The organism is Fibrisoma montanum, assembly GCF_003583365.1.
GTDB lineage: Bacteria > Bacteroidota > Bacteroidia > Cytophagales > Spirosomataceae > Fibrisoma > Fibrisoma montanum.
Window position 1 is genome coordinate 865,036 of sequence record NZ_QXED01000002.1, and the last position, 21,294, is coordinate 886,329.

22 protein-coding genes are annotated in these 21,294 nt (G+C 54.3%); 13 read left to right on the forward strand and 9 right to left on the reverse strand.

The window, feature by feature from the left end; genetic code table 11:
• Positions 1 to 113: 113 nt before the first annotated feature.
• On the reverse strand, positions 114 to 755 hold the full coding sequence (locus tag DYU11_RS09245; protein WP_119667354.1) for a VWA domain-containing protein: 642 nt from the start codon (positions 753 to 755) through the stop codon (positions 114 to 116).
• Positions 756 to 841: 86 nt separating this feature from the next.
• Entirely contained in the window at positions 842 to 2,152 is a 1,311-nt protein-coding gene (locus DYU11_RS09250) for a DUF2130 domain-containing protein (protein ID WP_119667355.1), read from the reverse strand.
• A gap of 134 nt (positions 2,153 to 2,286) precedes the next feature.
• Here DYU11_RS09250 and DYU11_RS09255 point away from each other — a divergent pair, with 134 nt between their 5' ends.
• Positions 2,287 to 3,735: a sigma 54-interacting transcriptional regulator gene (locus tag DYU11_RS09255; protein WP_119667356.1), complete on the forward strand. Its 1,449-nt coding sequence runs from the start codon at positions 2,287 to 2,289 to the stop codon at positions 3,733 to 3,735.
• Here DYU11_RS09255 and DYU11_RS09260 read toward each other — a convergent pair.
• From DYU11_RS09260 to DYU11_RS09275, 4 genes are all read right to left on the reverse strand, one after another.
• Complete coding sequence (locus tag DYU11_RS09260; protein WP_229365741.1) at positions 3,732 to 3,872, reverse strand: FAD-dependent oxidoreductase; 141 nt, start codon at positions 3,870 to 3,872, stop codon at positions 3,732 to 3,734. The genes DYU11_RS09255 and DYU11_RS09260 overlap by 4 nt on opposite strands.
• 172 nt (positions 3,873 to 4,044) lie before the next feature.
• Positions 4,045 to 4,491 carry a hypothetical protein gene (locus DYU11_RS09265; RefSeq protein WP_119667357.1) on the reverse strand — a complete coding sequence of 149 codons (447 nt, stop codon included), beginning with the start codon at positions 4,489 to 4,491 and terminating at the stop codon, positions 4,045 to 4,047.
• 218 nt (positions 4,492 to 4,709) lie between these two features.
• A complete protein-coding gene (locus tag DYU11_RS09270; RefSeq protein ID WP_119667358.1) occupies positions 4,710 to 5,780 on the reverse strand; it encodes a M42 family metallopeptidase in 1,071 nt (356 codons plus the stop codon).
• Between the two features lie 146 nt (positions 5,781 to 5,926).
• The gene (locus DYU11_RS09275; RefSeq protein WP_119667359.1) at positions 5,927 to 6,355 is read right to left on the reverse strand and encodes a helix-turn-helix domain-containing protein; all 429 of its coding nucleotides are present in this window, start codon (positions 6,353 to 6,355) and stop codon (positions 5,927 to 5,929) included.
• Positions 6,356 to 6,487: 132 nt separating this feature from the next.
• Here DYU11_RS09275 and DYU11_RS09280 point away from each other — a divergent pair, with 132 nt between their 5' ends.
• From DYU11_RS09280 to argB, 10 genes are all read left to right on the forward strand, one after another.
• On the forward strand, positions 6,488 to 7,165 hold the full coding sequence (locus tag DYU11_RS09280) for a ClpP family protease (protein WP_119667360.1): 678 nt from the start codon (positions 6,488 to 6,490) through the stop codon (positions 7,163 to 7,165).
• A 120-nt stretch (positions 7,166 to 7,285) separates the two neighbouring features.
• Positions 7,286 to 8,446 (forward strand): methionine aminotransferase, encoded by a 1,161-nt coding sequence (locus DYU11_RS09285; RefSeq protein WP_119667361.1) that lies wholly within the window; start codon positions 7,286 to 7,288, stop codon positions 8,444 to 8,446.
• A gap of 232 nt (positions 8,447 to 8,678) precedes the next feature.
• Entirely contained in the window at positions 8,679 to 9,911 is a 1,233-nt protein-coding gene (clpX, locus tag DYU11_RS09290) for an ATP-dependent Clp protease ATP-binding subunit ClpX (RefSeq protein WP_119667362.1), read from the forward strand.
• A 162-nt stretch (positions 9,912 to 10,073) separates the two neighbouring features.
• Positions 10,074 to 10,676, forward strand: coding sequence for a DUF1676 domain-containing protein (locus tag DYU11_RS09295; protein ID WP_119667363.1), 603 nt, complete (start codon positions 10,074 to 10,076; stop codon positions 10,674 to 10,676).
• Positions 10,677 to 10,829: 153 nt separating this feature from the next.
• Positions 10,830 to 11,468 carry a hypothetical protein gene (locus tag DYU11_RS09300; RefSeq protein WP_119667364.1) on the forward strand — a complete coding sequence of 213 codons (639 nt, stop codon included), beginning with the start codon at positions 10,830 to 10,832 and terminating at the stop codon, positions 11,466 to 11,468.
• A gap of 2 nt (positions 11,469 to 11,470) precedes the next feature.
• The gene (locus DYU11_RS09305; protein WP_229365742.1) at positions 11,471 to 12,199 is read left to right on the forward strand and encodes an alpha/beta fold hydrolase; all 729 of its coding nucleotides are present in this window, start codon (positions 11,471 to 11,473) and stop codon (positions 12,197 to 12,199) included.
• Between the two features lie 170 nt (positions 12,200 to 12,369).
• Positions 12,370 to 13,512 carry an aspartate aminotransferase family protein gene (locus DYU11_RS09310; protein ID WP_119667366.1) on the forward strand — a complete coding sequence of 381 codons (1,143 nt, stop codon included), beginning with the start codon at positions 12,370 to 12,372 and terminating at the stop codon, positions 13,510 to 13,512.
• 18 nt (positions 13,513 to 13,530) lie between these two features.
• Positions 13,531 to 13,908, forward strand: a complete 378-nt coding sequence (locus DYU11_RS09315) for a GxxExxY protein (protein ID WP_119667367.1) — start codon at positions 13,531 to 13,533, stop codon at positions 13,906 to 13,908.
• Positions 13,909 to 13,955: 47 nt separating this feature from the next.
• A complete protein-coding gene (locus DYU11_RS09320) occupies positions 13,956 to 14,915 on the forward strand; it encodes an N-acetylornithine carbamoyltransferase (RefSeq protein WP_119667368.1) in 960 nt (319 codons plus the stop codon).
• 76 nt (positions 14,916 to 14,991) lie between these two features.
• Entirely contained in the window at positions 14,992 to 15,795 is an 804-nt protein-coding gene (argB, locus tag DYU11_RS09325) for an acetylglutamate kinase (RefSeq protein WP_119667369.1), read from the forward strand.
• A gap of 11 nt (positions 15,796 to 15,806) precedes the next feature.
• On the opposite strand, the gene DYU11_RS09330 is transcribed toward argB, so the two are convergent.
• Positions 15,807 to 16,337 carry a C40 family peptidase gene (locus DYU11_RS09330; protein ID WP_119667370.1) on the reverse strand — a complete coding sequence of 177 codons (531 nt, stop codon included), beginning with the start codon at positions 16,335 to 16,337 and terminating at the stop codon, positions 15,807 to 15,809.
• Between the two features lie 233 nt (positions 16,338 to 16,570).
• Positions 16,571 to 17,614 carry an App1 family protein phosphatidate phosphatase gene (locus DYU11_RS09335; protein ID WP_119667371.1) on the reverse strand — a complete coding sequence of 348 codons (1,044 nt, stop codon included), beginning with the start codon at positions 17,612 to 17,614 and terminating at the stop codon, positions 16,571 to 16,573.
• Positions 17,615 to 17,686: 72 nt separating this feature from the next.
• Between DYU11_RS09335 and DYU11_RS09340 the strand changes: the two genes are divergently transcribed.
• Positions 17,687 to 18,577 (forward strand): diacylglycerol/lipid kinase family protein, encoded by an 891-nt coding sequence (locus DYU11_RS09340; RefSeq protein WP_119667372.1) that lies wholly within the window; start codon positions 17,687 to 17,689, stop codon positions 18,575 to 18,577.
• A gap of 104 nt (positions 18,578 to 18,681) precedes the next feature.
• Positions 18,682 to 20,421, forward strand: coding sequence for a T9SS type A sorting domain-containing protein (locus DYU11_RS09345; protein ID WP_158600256.1), 1,740 nt, complete (start codon positions 18,682 to 18,684; stop codon positions 20,419 to 20,421).
• A 1-nt stretch (position 20,422) separates the two neighbouring features.
• Here DYU11_RS09345 and DYU11_RS09350 read toward each other — a convergent pair whose 3' ends face one another.
• Positions 20,423 to 21,259, reverse strand: a complete 837-nt coding sequence (locus tag DYU11_RS09350; protein ID WP_119667374.1) for a gluzincin family metallopeptidase — start codon at positions 21,257 to 21,259, stop codon at positions 20,423 to 20,425.
• Positions 21,260 to 21,294 lie beyond the last annotated feature (35 nt).

Consider the following 21,294-nt stretch of genomic DNA (forward strand, 5'->3'; position numbering starts at 1 on the left):
AGGCATTTTGTAGAGATACGACACCTCGCGTCTTCTTTGCGTCAGCAATAAAATCTTGTCTTTACAGAAACCTGAAGGAGACGCGAGGTATCGCCGGTTTGCCGGTGCGGTTTCTACTGCTCGAAATAACCACTTTCGGCATCCCGAGTGGATTGCCCCTTGCTCCGCTTCTCGTAGAAGGTAGTACGCCCCTTGCGCTCTTTGTCAAACAAGTCCTTCATATCAGCTTCGTTCGTTTGGAACGTAATAGACTGGTGGATGGACAGTGACATGGCTGTTTGCTGAACGGCGTGGTTGGCGCCCATGTATGTAAATGACCAATTCTGCTGCTTGAGCCGTTCTACCAAAGCTTGTATCTGCGGTCCCGAAAACTCGCGTGACGCATTCTCGTAGCCATCCGTCAGGATGCTGACTAGTACCGTATAATCCGTCTCTTTCTCGGTCAGCCACTCCATCCGCATCAGGCTGCGGCCCATGGCGTCGTAGAGTGGAGTGCTGGCACTGGGTCTGAACAACTCGTCTGTTAGCTGTGTCAGTTGGGGGGCCGGTTGATTATCCAGTCGGGTGCTGATGCCCAGTCCGTTGAAGGTAACCAGCGTGACCGTATGCTGCTGCTCGGGAAACTGCTGACTGGCGCCCTTGATCGTCTGCACTACTTCGTTGAAGCCGCTGAGCGTAGCCGCTTTGATAGACTCCATGGAGCCACTTTCATCGAGAAGAATCAGGTTGAAAATTTTGTGAATAGAAGCATTCATTGCGTTAATAAATTTATGATTTACAAGATAATTTTCAATTGTTTGTCGTTGAAACGTGATACGTCGCGTTTCAGGTGCGTCAGCCTTTAATCTGCCAAGACCATCCGGTCAGTAGACGCAAGGTATTGCCGGTCCACCGTGGTCCGGCATTTCGGTGCGGTCTCTACGTCGTCTGCTAACAGTTCCAGCTCGGGCATGTCAAGCACTACGCCTTCGGCTATGCCGCCAATGGCACCGACCATACTAGTTGTGCTGTCGATAACCGCTTCAATCTGTTTCTCACGCTGGCTCCAGATTTTTTTCATGGCCCGTTTTTCCTGATCAAGGCCGGCCTGCATGGCTTGAAACGCCCGCACGATGGAGCGAACACACTGCTGAAATTCGTTACCCGTCAGATAATCGTAGAGCCGTTGCATTTTATCTCCTTTATTCTCGCTGGCGGTCTGCACTTCGGACACTTTCAGAACGCCCATACGCAGCACACTCACCAGGGCTTTAACTTCCGCGAATGTACAAATCCAAACACCATCCATCAGGCCAAAGTGGCGCATATCAGCAGGCATGGCTTCGGTCACCAGCACCGCCAGGTCGCCGTTGTGGCGCTGCTGATCGGCCTTGAGCTTATCAATCCAGTTGCCACCGAAGGCCTTCGTGCGCTTACTTTCATAGATGATACGTCCGCAGAGTCGACCGAACTCATTCCGCACATCCTGAATAAGATCGGCCCCATTGACGCCTTTGCTTACCTCCGTAATCTGGTCGAACGGAAACGTATCGGATAATAGCTTTTCGAGGGCTACCTCTAGTGCCTCGCCCTGCGTCTGCTGTGACCCCTGTTCGATTTTGCGCTTCATGGCGTGGAGCTGCTCGGTCAACGAGCGTATCAGGCCCTGTTGCTCTTCCTCTTTCAGGTAGCTTTCGTCGCGAGCTTTTTGCAGGGCCTTTGCTTCAATGTCGGCCCGTTCGGTTCGTAATTGCTTCTCGACGTCGAGTGCCAGGGCCGCCTGCTTTTCCTCTAGTTCCCGTTGTTGCCTGAGCAGGTTGAGTTCCTGCTGCTGCAGCGATTTGACCGTCGCCGACTTGTCGCGCAATTCAGCTTGTAGGGTGCCAATCATCGCTTCCTGTTCTGTGCGGGCTTTGTGGAGTGCCTCCGCCTGAATTGCTTTTACCTGGGCGTTTATGGCTTGCTGAATTTCCAGTTGCTGCTCTTGCTCTTTGCGTTGTAAGGTCAGCTTCTGCTGACGCAGTTCGGCCTGCTGCTGCTGTAGCGCAGCCTTCTGATCGGCATAATGCTGGTTGTATTTACGGGCAAGTGCTTGCTCAACATGATGAACGAAGGAAGTTTCCAGGTTAATAGGCTGCTGGCAATGTGGGCACGAAAAAGCCGATTGGTTCATAAAGGTCGTAACAGTTTAGTGAGTGATAGATGTTTCCTCTATGGCTAATTCTGTGCCAACGTAAAAACTGCTATATTGAGCCATTTTAAAGGGGTGTGCTTTTCATAAGTTGATTATACTAGTCAAAAAATGATATGAAAATCCTGGTGTCTTGGTATGCGCTTAGTAATGATTTTGATGGTAATGAAGTTCAGCTGGGCGGACCAACCTGTCAGTTTCATAAGCATTTTTATCAACACGACTTACATCTGATCTTATCAACAGCGGCACCGGATGAAGACCCTAAACTTGATCGGTTAGTGAACCGGTTGCTGCTGGATTATCCAAAACGCCGAATTGAAGGTCGGGGCATGGGCGTTAAGGATCCAATCAATATGCCCGACATCAAAGCAAAAGTAGAAGCACTCCTGTTACGTATATCTGAAGCTGATCAGATTGATCTGTTTATATCGCCGGGAACGCCCGCTATGCAGGTTGCCTGGTATCTGTGCCACATGAATTTATCGCTGCCGACCCGACTGTTGCAGACCCGAGCCTCGAAATACACGACAACCGGATTGCCTGAGTTGATAGAAATTCGCACCGAGCAGTCGTCCATACCGGTGTCGATGGTTTTACTCGAGCAATTGCAGCGCGAAGAGGATAAACAGACTAGTAGTTTTCTAATCACTGAAACGTTAAAACCGGTCTATGAACGGGCCACGCGAGTGGCAGGGACAGATCGGGTTACGTGTTTGATACAAGGAGCCAGTGGAACCGGAAAAGAAAACCTGGCTAAATTCATACATAATCAATCAAATCGGGCAAACCGGCCATTTGTAGCCATTAACTGCGCTGCTATTGGCGACACATTGCTGGAATCCCGATTGTTTGGTTATGAAAAAGGGGCGTTCACCGGGGCCGACAAAAAAACAGTCGGCTTCTTTGATACGGCCAAAGGAGGCACGTTGTTTTTAGACGAGATAGGCGACATTTCAGCCAGTATGCAACAAACGTTGTTACGGGTGCTGCAAGAGCAGGAGTTTACTCCTGTCGGTGCAACTACAGTGCGGAAGGCCGACGTTCGTATCATAGCCGCCACCCACAAAGACTTGCGGCACGAGTGTCAGCAGGGGCACTTCCGGTGGGATTTGTTTTACCGATTGTCAGTAGCTGAATTACGCCTTCCTACGTTGGCGGAGTGGTCACTTACCGAAAAACGATTGCTCATCGATCATTTTGTGGTAATAAAACAAAAGGCTTTACGAAGAACTAAACAAATCAGTTTTTCGTCGGCCTCCCGCAACGTATTAGATGCGTATCTGTTCCCTGGTAACGTCCGTGAATTAGAAAACCTGATTGAGTCTTTATATGTATTCGCCGACGAACTGGTCAATGTTGCTGATTTACCTTCCTGGATTTGTCAACCAGACAATGCTGCCAGCACATTTGACTGGCAGATGCACGAAAAAGACTTGATAAGACGCGCTCTTACGTATTTTAAAGGAAACAAAACCCGTACGCTGGAAGCGTTAGGGTATGGTTCAATAAATACGTTGACAAAAAAGATTGAACAGTATAATCTGGCTAGTATAGTTTACTAGCAGCCGCGCTGGGAGCACGTACCGCCGAAGGGTAGTTTGTCAATGATGGCTACGGACTTACCGGCCTGATGAAGCTGTTCGGCCGTCTTTTTACCGGCAACCCCGGTACCGATCACAATCGCATCGAATTGTTGCATAGGTGGGCCTGTCGGGCAGGCAGTCTGGTGACGAGTCAGGACTCTGAATGGATGTCCCCACCTGATTAACCACAATCCCGGGCAAAGGTTGGCCGTACGGGTGTCCTTACCGGACGGACCAGACAAATAAACCCCTCCCGCTTTTGGCAGGAGGGGCTAAGGTGAACACGCACTACTTTCGGCGCTCGGCCAGCAGACTGTCTATCGGCAGCGGTGATTTAAGGAGTACGATGCGGCCATCGACCGGTGGTTCAATCCGGAACGTCTGCGCGAAATGATCCTGATGATTACGAAGCTCAACCGTGTACTCGCCGTACGGTAACGCCGATACGTTGAGCCGTGCGGCATAGTTTCGGACGGGAATCGGGGCGCTGTACACCTCTTTCTGATTTTTATCCCGGATAGTCAGTTGGGTGTAGGACCGACTCTCGCAGAATACGTTGAAGCATCCCGACCGATGTCTGTCCGGCCGGACAATCGCACGGAGGGTAGTGGAAGATGCCGCCGACGAACCTGGCGTCGAAACAGTCTGAGCGTAGAGCGAAGGCAGGGCGGAACCGACCAGCAGCAGGCAGCTGATCAGTGTGCGCAGTTGTGAGGAGGTGTGGTAGACGTTCATGGTACTGTCTGTTTACTTAGTTGGAAAAAGCTGACAATCAGCCGCTCGGCGTTTTATTCCGATCGGTATGGTAGTAGTCGCTCATCGCCACAGCCAGGCAAACACACCTCCAAAAAAATCCCCATTTATGGGGATAAGGTAAAAACACCGCGGGCGCTACCTCAATCACTGAGGTAGCGCCCGCGGTAGTAGGCAGTTCCTGAAACAGGTAGCCTGAATTACCGGATATACCGGAAATCTTCTCCGCCTTTCAGGGCCAGCAACGTTTCGTACATAAGCCGGATTACGTTCTGCACGTCGTCCTTGTGTACGGTTTCGACGGTGGTGTGCATGTATTTCAGCGGCAGTGAGATCAGCGCCGAGGCAACCCCCTCACTGGCGTAGGCAAACGCGTCGGTATCCGTACCGGTCGAGCGGCTTACGGCCTGGCGCTGGAACGGAATCTGCTGCTGCTCGGCTACGTTGATGATGAAATCCAGGACGTTGTTCTGCACGGCCGGGCCGTAGCACAGCACCGGACCATCGCCACATTTGAGGTCGCCCTGCTCTTTCTTGTCGTACTTCGGCGACTGCGTGTCGTGCGTTACGTCGGTACAGATGGCCAGGTTCGGTTTGAGCCGGTGGGCGATCATTTCGGCGCCCCGCAACCCAATTTCTTCCTGCACCGAGTTGACCACATACAGCGTGTAAGGCAACGTGATGTTGTTCTCTTTCAATTGCCGGGCCACCTCCGCAATCATGAAGCCACCCATGCGGTTGTCGAGCGCCCGACCCACGTAGTAGCGGTTGTTCATCTCCGTCAGGCCGTCGGAGAACGTGCAGACCGTTCCGACGTGGATACCCATGTCGAGGACTTCCTGCTTCGTAGCCGCGCCCACGTCGATAAACAGATCGGTCACTTTCGGGGCGGTATCTTTGGCCAGGTCGCGGACGTGGATAGCCGGCCAGCCGAAAACACCCGTAACGACGCCCTTTTTCGTGTGCAGATTCACCCGCATCGAGGGAGCAATCACCGCGTCGGAGCCGCCGTTGCGCCGGACAAACAGGTAGCCGTTGTCGTCGATGTAGTTGACGAACCACGAAATCTCGTCGGAGTGGGCTTCGATTACGACACTATACGCCTTGCCGGCGCCAATGACGCCCACGGCCGTGCCGTAGGTGTCGACAATGTACTCATCAATGTACGGTTTGAGGTAGTCCAGCCAGAGCTGCTGCCCCGATGATTCAAAGCCTGTGGGTGAGGCATTGTTGAGGTACTGATACAGGAACGCTTTACTTTGTTCAGTCATTAGTTTTCAGGGAAATGAGAAAGGGTAGATCAAACGTCAGGCCAGCGCGTTGGGCGGCCCGCCGGGTTAGTCTCGCAAAGGAAGCGACCTTTTTGGTTTGAACAAAACCAGATGGTCGGCTTGTCGGACAGCCACAAAAGCGGGCTTCAGAACCCGATCCGCTGGCGGCTCTGCTCCAGATTCTGCCCAAGACCCAGGGCGCGGGCCAGTTCAAAGGCAATCCGGTCTTCGTATTTACGCTTGTAGTTGTCGACTTCCAGCCGGAGTTTTTCAATTTCCAGCTGCTGCTTCTCGATCGTCAGCCGGAGCGTTTCGAGTTCGTGTTCGGCAATGGGTTCGGCCGGGGCCACTTCAACGGCCGGGGTGGGAATGGCTTCGTCGGTCAGTAAAACCAGGGGCGATACGTTCAGCACCTGCGCAATCTGGGTCAGGCGCGAGAGCGTCAGGTCGGTTTTTCCCCGTTCAATATCGCCGTAGGCCGTAGTCGATAAGCTTAGTAAATCGGCCATGTTTTCCTGCGAATAGCCGCGCTGGAGCCGTTGCAGGCGGATTCGTTCGCTAATTGATGTCTTCATATCAAGTATGTACGATAAAATCTAAACCGAAACCGATAGTACTTTTTACGGGGATAACGCATTTTTGCAGCGAAAGAATTCTCGAACTTACATCAACCTTTATTCGTTTCAAACCAAAGGAGTAACCACAATATGAATCAAGACCAGGAATTCCGCAAGTTTGCGGTGCATCATATGGGCCTCAACGGCCTGACCGTGGATGGGTACATGAACCACACCATCAACAACATGACCCGCGCCGTTATTGAAGAGCGTCCGATGAATTTCCGCGAGGTTGACGTGTTCTCACGCCTGATGGCCGACCGGATCATTTTCATGGGATTGCCCGTCGACGACAACATCGCCAACATCATCGTTGCGCAGCTGCTCTTCCTCGAATCGGCCGATCCGAAGAAAGACATTCTGATGTATATCAACAGCCCCGGTGGTTCGGTGTATGCCGGTCTGGGGATCTACGACACCATGCAGTACGTTCGTCCGGACGTAGCCACGGTCTGCACGAGCCTGGCCGCGTCGATGGGGGCGGTCCTGCTGGCCGGCGGTGCTGCCGGGAAGCGTTCGGCGCTGCCGCACGCCCGGATTATGATTCACCAGCCGTCGGGTGGTGCACAGGGGCAGTCGGTCGACATCGAAATTACGGCCCGCGAGATTGTGAAACTGCGGGAGGAACTGTACACCATTCTCGCTAATCACTCCGGCAAGTCGGTTGAACAGATTGAAAAAGATTCAGACCGCGACAAGTGGATGCGGTCCGAAGAAGCCAAAGAATACGGCCTGATCGACGAAGTACTGCGCCGGGATCGCGCGTAAGCCGCCGATGGGAAAACCATAAGCCAAAGCGAAGGGATTTAGACGTCCCTTCGCTTTTTTGTTTTGCCGACAACCCCGAATTTTGCCGGGCGGCTCACCAGCGCGACACCAACCATCCGTATGATTTCTTCGTCTCTTCATTCGTTGCCCTCGAAACTACCGAACGTCGGTACGACCATTTTTACGGTCATGTCGCGACTGGCGCAGGAAACCGGTGCTATTAACCTGTCGCAGGGATTTCCCGGCTTCGACTGCTCACCCGAGCTGGTAGCGCTGGTCGAGACGTACCTGCGCCGGGGAGCCAATCAATACGCACCGATGGCGGGGGTGCCGGTGCTGCGGGACGCTCTGGCTCATAAGACCCTCGCTACGTATGGCGTGAACTATGATTCCGAAACAGAGATTACCGTTACGTCCGGTGCAACTGAGGCTCTGTACGCTGCCGTAGCCGCCGTGGTCCGGCCGGGCGATGAGGTGCTGGTGTTTGAACCCGCCTACGACAGCTACGTACCGGCCATCGAACTGAACGGCGGGATTCCGGTTTTCGTGACGCTGACGCCACCCGATTTCCGGATCGACTGGGAGGAGGTACGTAGCAAAGTAACCAACAAAACGCGGCTGATCATGGTCAATACGCCCCATAACCCAACGGGCCGCGTCTGGACAACCGACGATTTGAATCAACTGGCGGGGCTTGTTCAGGAAAAACCCATCTGGGTAGTAAGCGACGAAGTGTACGAACACATCCTCTTCGATGGGCGGACCCACCACTCGCTCATGACCCACCCGGTGCTGCGGGAGCGGACGTTTGTCTGCGGTTCGTTCGGCAAGACGTTTCACATCACGGGCTGGAAGATCGGCTATTGCCTGGCCCCCGCTGGACTGACGACCGAGTTTCGGAAGGTGCACCAGTTTCTGACGTTCAGTACCGTTACGCCCATGCAGTACGCCCTGGCCGATTACCTGGGCGATCCGGAACGCTACGAATCGCTGCCGGCCTTCTACGAACGCAAACGCAACCTGTTCCTCGACAGCATCAGCGGATCGCGGTTTCGGTTCAAACCTGCCGAGGGTAGTTTTTTTCAAACGGTTTCATACGCGGAGATCACCGACGAACCTGACTATGACCTGGCCGTCCGGCTGACGAAGGAAATTGGTATTGCGTCCATTCCGGTGTCGGTATTCTATCAACAACGGAATGATTATCAGTTGTTGCGCTTCTGCTTTGCCAAAGATGACGAAATGCTGATGCGGGCCGGCGAACGGCTAAGCCGTTTATAAATAACCGGTTAATAAAGGTTCAGTGAGTTTATGGTCCGTATTGGTTGGTTACTAACCTACCGATGGATAAATTTGCTAGTAGGAGGTCGTTCTGTCTTACCAAATCACGCTGTTTTTAGCCGGACTCTACCAACAAAGACTTTAAACGAATAGTTGAACAATTCCCAGCAAATTAGCATTTTCACAGGCTGAGTAGTTGGGTATAACCAGAATATTTACACTGCAAACGTACATGCCACAAATCAGTTGCTCGTTCTGCGGACGGCGCAAAAACGAGGTGATGCTGCTGCTGTCGGGGATAGACGCGCACATCTGTAATTACTGCATTGAGCAGGGGCACCAGGTGGTGCTGGAAGAGATGCGTCCCCGGCGAAGCGAACCCAGTGAGGTTCATTTCAACCTGATCAAGCCCGTAGAAATGAAGCGTCACCTCGACCAGTACGTTATTGGTCAGGATGAGGCCAAGAAAGCGATCACCGTCGCCGTCTATAATCACTACAAGCGGCTTATGCAGCCCAAAACCCACGATGAGGTGACGATTGAGAAATCGAACATCATCATGGTGGGCGAAACGGGAACCGGCAAAACGTACCTGGCCCGCTCGATCGCCAAAATTCTTGAAGTACCGTTCTGTATTGCCGATGCTACGGTGATTACCGAAGCAGGCTACGTGGGCGAAGACGTAGAAACAATTCTGACGCGCCTGCTGCAGGCCGCCGACTACAACGTAGAAGCCGCCGAACGGGGTATTGTGTACATTGACGAAATCGATAAGATCGCCCGGAAGTCGGATAATCCCAGCATCACCCGCGACGTCAGCGGTGAGGGAGTTCAGCAGGCGCTTCTGAAGCTGCTCGAAGGATCGGTCGTGAACGTACCGCCCCAGGGTGGCCGTAAGCACCCCGACCAGCGGATGATCGCACTCAACACGGAGAACATCCTGTTTATCTGCGGGGGAGCTTTCGACGGCATCGACCGGCACATCACCAAGCGGATCAATACCCGCCCCATCGGTTTCTCCGGCGACCGTCGCCTGAATGATACGTTCGAAAAAGGCCATCTGATGCGCTACATCTCGGCCCTCGATCTGAAATCATACGGGCTGATCCCCGAATTGATCGGCCGGTTGCCGGTACTGACGTATCTGGAACCGCTGGATCGGGAAGCGCTGATGCGTATCCTGACCGAACCCCGGAACGCCATTACGAAGCAGTATGACAAGCTGTTCCAGATGGAAGGCATCAAACTCCACTGGGATGACAGCGCTCTGAATTATATTGTTGATCAGGCCTTGCAATACAACCTCGGTGCCCGTGGCCTGCGCTCGATCTGCGAATCGATCATCACCGACGCGATGTTTGAACTACCGTCGCAGACGGGGGTGAACGAGCTGACGATCAGTCTGGAATACGCCCGTGAGAAGTTTGGTAAATCCAGCAACTACTCATTACGTTCCGTGGCCTAAACAGGGCTCCGATCACGACCATACAACGCCCGGTTTCCGCAAGGAGGCCGGGCGGTGTCGTTTCCATTCGATCATATATCCGGGGCAATCATAACAAACCACAGACGTGTCAGTTGTGTAGGGAGTCCCAAGTTAACTAACACAACGTTAAACACTCAGACTATGAAAATTACTACACAACGCTACCTGCTGGTGCTGATGGGTGCCAGCTTTTTTATGGCTTGCAGTCGCCCCTACGCTACGTTTCAGCGTTCGCAGCGGGAGCAGTTTACGACGGTTCAGCCAGTTTCAACGCCAGTCAGCGTGGCCACTCCGGAAGCACCGGTCCAGCCCGCCATGCAGTCAACCCCAGTGCAGCCCGCGTCGGCGCCGGCTATCCAGGCCGTGCAGCAGCAACTGAACGACGCCGTTGCTAAAAATGACAATAAACTGGTTGAAAGTCGCAAAGTGCAGAAACGCCTGGCGAAGGTACAACAGCTGCTGACGGCCGCCGGGCAAAATCAGTCGGCCGCAGCCACCACAAAGGCCACCGATACCCGCAAACTAACTCTCGTTGAGCGGGTGATGACTAAAAAGTTAGACAAACAGATTCATAAGAAACTGTACCCCAAAAAAGCTACGGCCAATACGACCATTCTGGCAACGGGCGCGGTGGTGGTCATCATCGGTTTGCTGCTGATCCTGCTCACGGCCGGAACGGCCAACACCATCGGCGTTATTGCGCTGCTGGCCGGCGCCATCATTTTGCTGGTCGGCTTATTATAATTTAGCTTATGTCTGTCGGCAAAATAGGCTAAAGACCATTGTTTAGCCTATTTTTAAACATTCACTCGGTTTTTCGGGCTAAACCCAACAAAGTAATGTAAGGACTGTTGTTGTGGTGAATCTTAGTTTTTCTCACGTTAAATTCTACAGTTAATGAGCACTTCTTTCACTAAACATCTCTGTGCAGCCCTGCTGGGCGTTGCGGTTTTCTCTTCCTGCAGCCGTCCGGTTGCTTATTTTCAGCCGAGCCAGCGCGAACAATTTCGTACGCCGACAACGGAGACTGTGGCCGTAACGCCAGCATCTCCGCAGGAAAGCGTAGCGGCTCCGGTTGAAACAGCACCGGCAACCGTTGCAGTTACTGAAACGGCTGCACCGGCGGCTCAGGTTGCCCAGGCTCGCGTGGCGCTGGATCAGGTGGAAGCGTATGTTCGTAATGACAACCAACTGGCTACGAACAAAAAGCTGGAGAAGCGGATGTCTCGGGTGAAGAACCTGATGAACACCGTCAGCCAGAAAGAAGCGACTACCCTCAATACAACGACCTCTGCCAAGAAGCTGAACCTGTTCGAACGGGCCATGGTGAAGCGGATCGACAAGCAGATCAAAAACAAAATGGCGCCGAACAAAACCAAGAAAACCATGGCAACCACGCTGCTGAAAGCGGGTATTATCATCGGTATCATTGGTTTGATTCTGCTGCTGGTTGGTAACGGCGTCGGGGCCACCATCGGTCTGATCGCGTTGATCGCGGGTCTTGTTCTGATCATCCTGGATCTGGTTAACACCTGATAATGAGCGATTCAACCGCTTTGGTGTTACTCCACGGTCACGGCGTAGATGCGTCCATCTGGGACGGCATCTACGCCGGTTTGTCTACGGATGTCCGGGTGCTGCGACCGGATTTTTCGCGGCTTACAAACCACAGCACCATCGAAGCCTACGCCGAAGAGCTGTACGCCCGGTTGCAGAGCGGCCAGGTCGATAGCTGCGTTGTTATCGGTCATTCGATGGGTGGCTACATTGCCCTGGCCTTCGCCGAAAAATACCCGGACATGATTCAAGGACTTGGCCTGTTTCACTCCACTGCCTTCGCCGATGACGAACCGAAGAAAGAACAACGGCGACAAGTGATTCGAAAACTGGACGAGGAGGGAACACGACCGTTTCTGGAAACGGCGATACCGAACATGTTTGCGCCGGACAACCGGGACGCCATGAGCGAAAAAGTCCACGCGCTGATCGAACTCAACAGTGTTCTTCCGCCCCAGGCTTTGCAGGCCGGCATTCGGGCCATGTTATCGCGGCCGGACCGGACCCCAGTCCTGAAACAGGCCGCTTACCCGGTGCTGATCGTTGCCGGTCAGCATGATCAGATTGTGCCGCCCGAGAAAAGCCGTCAGTTGGCCGACATGGCTGCCGATACGGAGCTGGTTGTGCTCAACGCGTCCGGTCACCTGGGTATGATCGAAGAACCCGAGCAGGCACAGGCGGCCATCCGGCAGTTTGTCGATCGTTTATAATTCATCACGTTTTCAAAATGGCAACAAAGGAGGCAGATCGCTTCCTTTTTGTTTTTTAAGGGGGTTTTCCCTTGATAATCCGTAAACTTGCACCCAGTTTAATGAATTCCGTTTGTTAGCCTCAGTACTGTGGGGATGGCAACGTAGCGTAGCAGTAATCAACTCCTCTCATGGCAGAGCTTTTTAACGTTTATCCCCTGTACGATATCGAACCCGTTCGGGCGCAGGGCAGCTATTTGTGGGACACCAAAGGCGACCGATACCTCGACCTTTACGGCGGCCATGCGGTGATTTCGGTGGGACATACGCACCCGCGCTACGTCCAAGCGCTGACCGACCAGCTTAACCGTATTTCGTTCTATTCCAATTCTGTCCGGATTCCGCAGCAGCAGGAACTGGCTGATAAATTAGGGGCCATGTGTGGTCATCCGGATTTTGCGCTGTTTCTGTGTAACTCCGGGGCTGAGGCCAATGAAAATGCCCTGAAACTGGCATCATTTCACAATGGCCGTACGCAGGTTGTTGCATTTCGGAAGTCGTTTCATGGCCGAACCGCCGGAGCCGTGGCCGCGACCGACAGCCCGGCTATTGTCGCTCCGGTCAATTATAACCAGCATGTTACGTTCCTGCCCTACAACGACTCCGCTGCGGCTCTGGCCGGCATTACAGATCAGACCTGCGCCGTAATCGTCGAAGGAATCCAGGGGGTAGGAGGGATTCACGTCGCTACCGACGAGTTCCTGCAAACGCTGCGTCGGCGCTGCGACGAAACCGGGGCAGTACTGATTCTCGATGGGGTGCAGTGTGGGTACGGTCGTTCGGGGCGCTTCTTTTCGCACCAGTTCAGCGGCATTGAGCCGGACCTGATCACTACGGCGAAGGGCATGGGCAATGGCTTCCCGATCGGGGGCGTGCTGATTTCGCCGAAGTTCAAGGCGTCGTTTGGGCTGCTGGGCACTACGTTCGGCGGAAATCACCTGGCCTGTACGGCGGCTATCGCGGTGCTGGACATCATGAAGGATGAGGGCCTGATCGACAACGCCGTCCGCATGGGTGAGTACCTGATGAACGGCATTCGGCAGATTGGTGGTTTCAACGAGTTGCGGGGCCGGGGCCTGATGATTGGCATTGAGTACGAGTTTCCGGTCGAGCCGCTGCGGAAGACCCTGCTGGTCGATCACCGGATGTTTACGGGCGTAGCGGGTAAGCACACCATCCGGCTCTTGCCTTCGTTGGCGATCGGTGTCGACGAAGCGGATTTGTTCCTGGAGGCACTGGAGAGATGCTTAAACGCAGAGCGCGCTGAGTTATAACGCAGAGTTCGCGGAGGAATGAGAGAAAATGAGATCACAGAAGAATTTATCGGCTGTGCAATGCGCGTCCATCGTAAGCTTGGACCGGGACTACTTGAATCTGTTTACGAAGAGTGTGTTGCTTATGAACTGACAAAATCCGGACTATTTTTCGAGCGGCAAAAGGCTTTGCCTGTTGTTTACAAAACCATAAAGCTTGAAGCCGGATACCGGGTTGATTTCATGCTTGAGCGAAAAGTAATTATAGAATTGAAAGCTGTTGAAATTTTGAACGATGTGCATTTAGCTCAATTAATGACGTATTTGAGGTTGGCAGACTGTCGACTTGGTTTACTCATCAATTTTAACGTTACACTGCTTCGGCAAGGAATTCGACGCGTTGCTAATAATCTTTAACTCTGTGAACTCTGCGCAGCCCTCTGCTCCTCTGCGTTTAAGAAACAATGACTAACTTTATCTCCCTCGCTGACGTCGCTGACATCGACGCCCTCATCCAGTCCGGCCGCGAGGCCAAAGCCAACCCCTTCGCTGATCAGCACCTCGGCCACAACAAAACCATTGGTCTGATCTTTTTCAACTCCAGCCTCCGAACCCGGCTCAGTACCCAGAAAGCCGCCCAGAACCTCGGCCTGAACGTAATGGTCATGAACGTCGGTCAGGACAGCTGGGGACTCGAAATGGAAGACGGCACCATCATGAACGGCGATAAGGCGGAGCACGTCAAAGAAGCGGCCGCCGTGATGGGACGGTATTGCAACATCCTGGGTATCCGGGCGTTTGCGGGCCTGCTGGATCGCGACAAAGACTACAGCGAGCAGGTAATGAACCAGTTCAGGAAATACGCGGCCGTACCCATCATCAACCTCGAATCCGCGACGCGGCACCCCCTCCAGTCGCTGGCCGATTGCATAACCATCGAAGAGTTCAAGCCGGTGCCCCGCCCCAAAGTGGTCTTGACCTGGCTCCCCCATTTCAAGCCGCTGCCCCAGGCCGTGGCCAACTCGTTCAGCGAATGGATGAACCGGCGTGACGTCGACTTCGTGGTGACCCACCCGGCGGGCTACGATCTGGCACCGGAGTTTGTCGGCAACGCCCGGGTGACGCACAACCAGGATGAAGCCTTTGAAGGGGCGGATTTTATCTACGGCAAAAACTGGTCATCGTATGTCCGCTACGGCAACGTGCTGACCCAGGACTCATCATGGATGGTAACGGGCGAGAAGATGAAGCTGACCAACAACGGTAAATTCATGCACTGCCTGCCCGTTCGCCGGAACGTAAAGGTGGCCGACGAAGTGCTGGATAGTCCGCAGTCGATTGTGATTGAACAGGCTGCCAACCGCGAGTGGTCCGCCCAGGCCGTATTGAAAGAAATTCTGAAAAATTTAGAAACGCAGAGGTAGCAGAGAGTTACGCAGAGGACGCTGAGGTTTCTCTGTTTTCTCTGCGTAACTCTCTGCTACCTCTGCGTTTAAGCCCATGAATAACCTCACAGTCATTAAAATAGGGGGGAACGTCATCGACAACCCCGACGCCTTAACCCGTTTCCTGACCGCCTTTGCCAGTCTGCCCGGCGATACCATTCTGATCCACGGGGGCGGAAAAATTGCCACCCAGGTTGCTGAGAAGCTGGGCGTTCAGACCACTATGGTCGATGGACGCCGGATCACAGATCAGGCTATGCTGGATGTCGTAACGATGGTATACGGTGGGTTAGTCAACAAACAGATCGTGGCGAAACTCCAGGCCCTGGACAGTAACGCCATTGGCTTGACGGGCGCCGACGCCAACATCATCCTGGCGGAGAAACGACCGGTGAAGGAGGTCGATTATGGCTTCGTGGGAGATATCGTAGCGGTGGATTCAGGGCGGCTGCAGTCCTTTATGCGACAGGAACTGACGCCCGTAATCGCGCCCCTGACTCATGATGAAATGGGTAATATGCTGAACACCAACGCCGACACAATGGCATCGGCCATTGCCGTCGACCTGAGTCATCATAATGCCGTAACGCTCGTGTACTGCTTTGAGAAGAAAGGCGTACTGTCGGACCCAGCCGATGATGACAGTGCAATCCGGGAACTGACACCAGCATTGTATGCGGAGTATAAAGCGGCCGGTGTGATCAGCAAAGGCATGATTCCGAAACTGGACAATGCCTTCAACGCCCTGCAAAACGGGGTTGAGCGGGTAATCATCTGTCACGCCGATGAACTGGCTATGGCTGTTCAGGAGGGAGCCGGAACCACGCTTCGACTAGCGACAAATCAGCAGGAAAGCTGACGAATACGGGTTTACTTTTCGGCCAGCAGGTTCACAACGCGCCGAATCCCCATGAACCGATGCTGGTAGTAACTGGCGTGCAGGTAATCGTAGCGAACGCCCCCATTCCAGGCGGAGTGAATGAATTTGATACGGTTACCGATGACTTCCGTAATCAGACCAACATGACCGATGCGGCTGCCGCCTGCACTGTGGCCTTTAAAGAAAATCAGATCGCCGGGTTGGGCTGCATCTTTATCAACCTCGACGCCCACGTTTCCCTGCGCTGCGCTGGAATGGGGAAGAGTAATACCAAACCGGTTGAAACAGAAGCGGGTGAAACCTGAGCAGTCGAACCCGTTGCGGGGGGAGGTTCCGCCGGAGCGATACCGCGCCGACAGGTGTTGCTTGGCAAAGTGAATCAGATTACTGACAATTGGAATCTGATCGTAGAAGGAGGTGGTAGAGAGGGTAGGATCGGCTTGAGTTACGGCGGATACGGTTTGGGCTTGAATCATGCCAAACGAGACCGTACAAAATACGGTCAGGAGCACTTTTCTCATCAGAAACGTAGGTTAAGTACAAGTCCTTTTGGGTAAAAATAGGCCGGTAGGTCTAAAGTGCAAAATTTTTGTGTACTTTTTTCCACAATTAAATGGCCGATGGGCGTGCCAAAAAACGCTACCGGTTGATAATTAAGCCGCTAGAGAATTTAATTTATAGACTAGTTGGAGAAAATTTAATGTTATGTAATCAGTATTGTTGCGGTTGGAGACAAAGAATAGTAAAGATAGGGTTATGAAGCGGCTACCAGGCCGATTTGCTGTGAGTGACGGATGGCTTCGTCGCTGTGCGTAAAATAGCAGCAGGACACGCCAGCGGATTCAATCTGATCGATAAACGTCTGGGTCTGAGCCTGGTGAGCTGCATAAACCCGGCGTAGGTACACGCAAATAATCTGATCGGGGAAATGGCCTACCAGGGACGCATAGATAGCGGGGTCTTCCTGGGTATCGTCGCCCAGCAGGATGAACTTAAGTTCGGGGTAAACTTCCAGCAGACGGGCAATGCGGGTAAATTTTGTAGCGTGCTTATTCTGGCCGCTTTTCATGACCTGGTGCAGCCGTTTCAGCTGGTTGAGGAGGTAGATACCGCTCGGTAGCCCATTTTCGCGGGAGAAAGTCATAATGTATTCATACAGATTCCATTCACTGCTCGACACGTAAAAGAAGGCGTTGGGGGCGTGTTGTTCCGTGCCTGCGTAGGCCAGCAGCTGGTAGTGCTTGACTACATCCCTGAACGGTTTACGACTGTAGGCGTTCTGCGTCAGCAACACCCCTAACCGCTTCAGTACGGTGGCCGAATGCGAAATCAGGAACGTATCATCAATATCGGAAACGCAGGCATACTGAGTCATGTGCGGAACGCAGACCAGACCGCTGCCCGTGGCCATTACGGTGTCGTTCGGAGTGGGGCCGGTCATGAGTGCCACGTCCACCTGGTGCCATCCAGGAGGAAAAGGGTGAACGGGCGTGTATTGCAACCGAAAAAAGCCATCTTTGTCCGTACGAACCTGAACAGGGGTGTCAGAAAGCTGTCCCTGCAGCTGAACCGTCGCATGGCTATACGGCCGGGTTACGAACAGCCGCAGCAGCGCGAAGGTGTTGGCCAGTACGTTACGTCGGGTCGTTGTATGTTTAAGGGGACTCAGTTGCAGTACATGGCCCTGAATAATAAGCAGATCGGGACGGCCGTATCCGTGATACACCTTCACAGTTGGTTCGTTGGTGATACCGAGCCACCTGTACAATGTGCGCTTCCAGTTGCTGGTTCGTTGCATCGTCTGAAAAGTACTGTTGTGACTCGGTACGGAGTCGATTAACACTCACTTAACCGTTGATCTGAAAATAAGTTGAAATTTCTATTTGCAATCAATCCGGTATCGGGCGGTGTAGCCAAGGCCGACTGGGAGGACGGAATCAGGGCTTATTTCAGCGAATTGACGCACGAAGTCGATCTGATGCAGCTTACTGGCGAAAACGATGATGCCCGGCTCCGGAAACGAATGGACCAGTGGCAGCCCGACTGTGTGGTTGCGGTTGGGGGCGACGGCACCGTTAAGCTGGTTGCCGAACAACTGCTGAAAACCACGACACCCCTGGGTATACTCCCGGCCGGTTCGGCGAATGGTATGGCCCGGGAGTTAAACCTGCCGTCGCGCCTGGAAGAGTGCCTCGACGTGATCGTCAATGGGGAGGCCCGTCCGATCGACGTCATCGCCATTAACGGTAATAACATCTGCCTGCACCTGAGCGACATCGGTCTGAACGCGCGGCTGGTGCGCTACTACCAGCGTAACAACTGGCGCGGTCAGCTGGGCTACGCCCGGGGCGTTGTTCGGGTACTGCTGCGGAAACGACTGCTCACGGTGCAGATCCGGACTCAGGAGCAGGTACTCAACCGAAACGCCTTCATGGTTGTGCTGGCCAACGCCCGCATGTACGGAACCGGTGCCATCATCAACCCCGACGGAAACGTGGCCGATGGGCGGTTTGAAGTGGTGGTGCTGCGTCGGATTTCGTTCTGGGAGTTCCTGAAAATGTTCTGGCGGTACCGGCCCTTCGACTCGTCAAAAACCGAGATTTTCTCCGCTACGTCGGTTTGTATTGAAACGCATCAAAAGGCTTATTTCCAGGTCGATGGTGAGTATATGGGCCGGGTTGCCCGAGTTGATGCGGAGATCCAGCCCGGCCAGCTGCGGGTCATGCTGCCCCAGACCGTAGATGGTGAAACGGTGCTTTGACTACCCGGTCATGTGACAAAGGTTTCATGATAAACTGTTACTTTGCCGGTGCGAAAGGTGCCTTCAGGGCAGTGGGGTTTATGTTCAGTTCAATTCATTGTGGTATGCTCAGGTATACATATTGGCTGTGTTGTCTGCTTTGTGGGTTGGTATCAGGGCCGGTAAGCTGGGCACAGGGATTAATTACAACGGAATCAATCAGTACTACGGCGGTATGCCCAAACGGCACCTTTGACGTACCGTTTGTAACCACCGGCGCCTTTAACAGCAGCAATACGTTTATGGTGCAGGTAGCAGCCGAGGGCGGTTCGTTTGCGACTATTCCGACGGGTACACCCACGCTGATTCAGACCAACCGCGTCGTGACATCCTGGCGCGTTACGGCCACGGTGCCCGCTTCTACTACGGCGGGGGCGTACCGGGTCCGGGTGACATCCAGCAATCCGGCATCGATTGGGTCCGCCAGCCCGTCTACGTTAGCTGTCGGAGCTGTTTCGGCCCCGCCCACGGTGGAAAGAACCCGGGTCGACTTCTGCCAAAATGGTCCTTCCCAGCCGCTTCAGGCAACGGGTGTTGGCCTGAAATGGTATGAACCGTCGGGAGTTGTGTCAACGACGGCGCCATCGCCACCAACCCAGAACGCGACGCAGAAACCGGAGGGCGATACGTACTACGTTTCCCAAACGGAACCAAACGGCTGCGAAAGCCAGCGGGTCGCCATACAGGTGTTCGTACAGGCTGTTCCGACGTTGTCCATCAGCGGCAGTACGGCCGTAAACCTGGGCGTTGAGGTGCCTTTGGCCCTATCGTTCACCGGCAACGGGCCGTACCAGTTCCGGCTCTCCAATGGGCTTTCCGGCACGGCTACCAAAGACACGACCATCGTGGTGCTGCCCGAACAGACAACCACGTACCAGGTCGTTGAGGTCAGCAATCGGTGCGGAGCCGGGTCGCCGGGAAGCAACGCATCGGCAACGGTAACGGTCAACGTACCAACCATTACCACGCTGGCCCTTACATCGACTTCGCTTTGTGCCGGCACCAACCTGTCGGCCCGATTTTTAAGCAACGGCTCCTTTACGCAGGGCAGTTCGTTCCGGCTGCAGGTAGCCGGTGTAGTAGCCGATTCGGCCCGGGCTGTTTTCGTCGAGCTGCCATCAACGTACGATGGTGACGGACTAGTGACGGGACGATTGCCTGATACGTTGCGCAGCGGACCGTACTGGGTGCGGGTGGTTGCGACGAACCCGAAAGTGCCCGTCAGGGGTAGCCTGAGCCCAACGACCGTAACGATCCGGGCCTTACCAACGGCGACGCTGACGGGCAATCAGCAGATTTTCGAGGGGCAGCCGGCCAGTTTTTCCATCACCTTTACGGGGGAGGGCCCCTGGACGTTCACCTACCGGGATACGGCCGCAACAAGACCTCCGGTAACGGTAACGACCGGCACGAATCCCTACGTGGTTAATGTAGCCCCGATCCGGACAGCGGTGTTCCGGCTCGATTCGGTCAGCAATGGCTGTGGCAAAGGGCCGCAGCGGTCCGCCAACATCCTTACGATCACGGTACAACCCGTACTGAGCCTGGAAGAGCGACCGCTGCTGGAATCGGTAGACGTGTTCCCAATACCAGCCACTACGTCGCTGACGGTTCGGATTAATGGACAGACGCTGGCTCAGCCGGCCGTTATCGACCTGCTTGATCTGAACGGCCGACCGGTGTTACAGCGCAAAATCAGTCAGGCAACCGCTGTGCTGGACCTGGGTGGGAATCCGCCCGGCCTGTACATCCTTCGCGTTCGGGTGGGGGAGCGGACGGCCGCCCGCCGGATTGTGACGCAGTAAGTCATCGTTTGCGCCTGGCCCGTTCCAGCCTACGGTATTCCTCATAGAAAGGGTCTCCATTCTCAACGGCCTGGATTAAGGCAGGCACACCCCGGAGGCCCACTACCGCCAGCCAGCGCGACACCTCGGCCGCGGCCGTCTGATAAGCCAGCATCACGTGCTGGTAGTCTCCACCGAAAAAATCGCGGGTTGATTCAAGCTCCGACAGCTTGATCATGGGGCCGTAGTGGGAGGGGAGATCGGCGTACGCATCGTCAAATTCGGTTCGCAGGGAGTCAGGACGTTCCCAGGTGTCGGGATCTGTAAACCGGTAATCAACCATCAGAGCCAGGCCTTCGTTGAACCACTGCGGAATCTGCCGTTTGACCGTCCACCAGCCCAGCCGCGCAAACAGTTCGTCGTGGCACAGTTCGTGGGCGATTACGTCCGTATTGTTGCCTTCCGGTCCCAGTACCAGATACGACGCGCCCCAGGGGGTTCCCAGGCTGCACCCGGCACCCTCGCCACCAGCGCAGTAGCGTTCGTAGTCGGCCTGATCGGGACAGTAGATGAGCGTAGCCCGGCCCCGGCGTTCCCCGCTCCAGAACCGTCGGATGCGGTTGCGGGCGGCCGAAACGTGCTGTCGCAGCTGGGCCTGCTGACCGGGCGTTGCGGATTGGCTGACATAGACAGGGCCGCTGCTGCTGGGTGCGTCCGGCTGCACCCCCGCCAGGAGTGCAAACTCATCCGAGCGACTTACCCACATACACCGTAGTACGTGCGGATACAGAAGCAGGAAACCAATAGGCAGGGCAATCAGAAACGATAGACCATAGCGCAGCAGCACGTTTTCACGCATGAAGATGTCAACAATTCGGCGGAATGATTGTTGAC

Bases quoted from the DNA above. Each gene is read 5' to 3' on its own strand.
- DYU11_RS09245 (WP_119667354.1), bottom strand. From the start codon at position 755: ATGAATGCTTCTATTCACAAAATTTTCAACCTGATTCTTCTCGATGAA.
- DYU11_RS09250 (WP_119667355.1), bottom strand. From the start codon at position 2,152: ATGAACCAATCGGCTTTTTCGTGCCCACATTGCCAGCAGCCTATTAAC.
- DYU11_RS09255 (WP_119667356.1), top strand. From the start codon at position 2,287: ATGAAAATCCTGGTGTCTTGGTATGCGCTTAGTAATGATTTTGATGGT.
- DYU11_RS09260 (WP_229365741.1), bottom strand. From the start codon at position 3,872: ATGCAACAATTCGATGCGATTGTGATCGGTACCGGGGTTGCCGGTAAA.
- DYU11_RS09265 (WP_119667357.1), bottom strand. From the start codon at position 4,491: ATGAACGTCTACCACACCTCCTCACAACTGCGCACACTGATCAGCTGC.
- DYU11_RS09270 (WP_119667358.1), bottom strand. From the start codon at position 5,780: ATGACTGAACAAAGTAAAGCGTTCCTGTATCAGTACCTCAACAATGCC.
- DYU11_RS09275 (WP_119667359.1), bottom strand. From the start codon at position 6,355: ATGAAGACATCAATTAGCGAACGAATCCGCCTGCAACGGCTCCAGCGC.
- DYU11_RS09280 (WP_119667360.1), top strand. From the start codon at position 6,488: ATGAATCAAGACCAGGAATTCCGCAAGTTTGCGGTGCATCATATGGGC.
- DYU11_RS09285 (WP_119667361.1), top strand. From the start codon at position 7,286: ATGATTTCTTCGTCTCTTCATTCGTTGCCCTCGAAACTACCGAACGTC.
- clpX (WP_119667362.1), top strand. From the start codon at position 8,679: ATGCCACAAATCAGTTGCTCGTTCTGCGGACGGCGCAAAAACGAGGTG.
- DYU11_RS09295 (WP_119667363.1), top strand. From the start codon at position 10,074: ATGAAAATTACTACACAACGCTACCTGCTGGTGCTGATGGGTGCCAGC.
- DYU11_RS09300 (WP_119667364.1), top strand. From the start codon at position 10,830: ATGAGCACTTCTTTCACTAAACATCTCTGTGCAGCCCTGCTGGGCGTT.
- DYU11_RS09305 (WP_229365742.1), top strand. From the start codon at position 11,471: ATGAGCGATTCAACCGCTTTGGTGTTACTCCACGGTCACGGCGTAGAT.
- DYU11_RS09310 (WP_119667366.1), top strand. From the start codon at position 12,370: ATGGCAGAGCTTTTTAACGTTTATCCCCTGTACGATATCGAACCCGTT.
- DYU11_RS09315 (WP_119667367.1), top strand. From the start codon at position 13,531: ATGAGAGAAAATGAGATCACAGAAGAATTTATCGGCTGTGCAATGCGC.
- DYU11_RS09320 (WP_119667368.1), top strand. From the start codon at position 13,956: ATGACTAACTTTATCTCCCTCGCTGACGTCGCTGACATCGACGCCCTC.
- argB (WP_119667369.1), top strand. From the start codon at position 14,992: ATGAATAACCTCACAGTCATTAAAATAGGGGGGAACGTCATCGACAAC.
- DYU11_RS09330 (WP_119667370.1), bottom strand. From the start codon at position 16,337: ATGAGAAAAGTGCTCCTGACCGTATTTTGTACGGTCTCGTTTGGCATG.
- DYU11_RS09335 (WP_119667371.1), bottom strand. From the start codon at position 17,614: ATGCAACGAACCAGCAACTGGAAGCGCACATTGTACAGGTGGCTCGGT.
- DYU11_RS09345 (WP_158600256.1), top strand. From the start codon at position 18,682: ATGCTCAGGTATACATATTGGCTGTGTTGTCTGCTTTGTGGGTTGGTA.
- DYU11_RS09350 (WP_119667374.1), bottom strand. From the start codon at position 21,259: ATGCGTGAAAACGTGCTGCTGCGCTATGGTCTATCGTTTCTGATTGCC.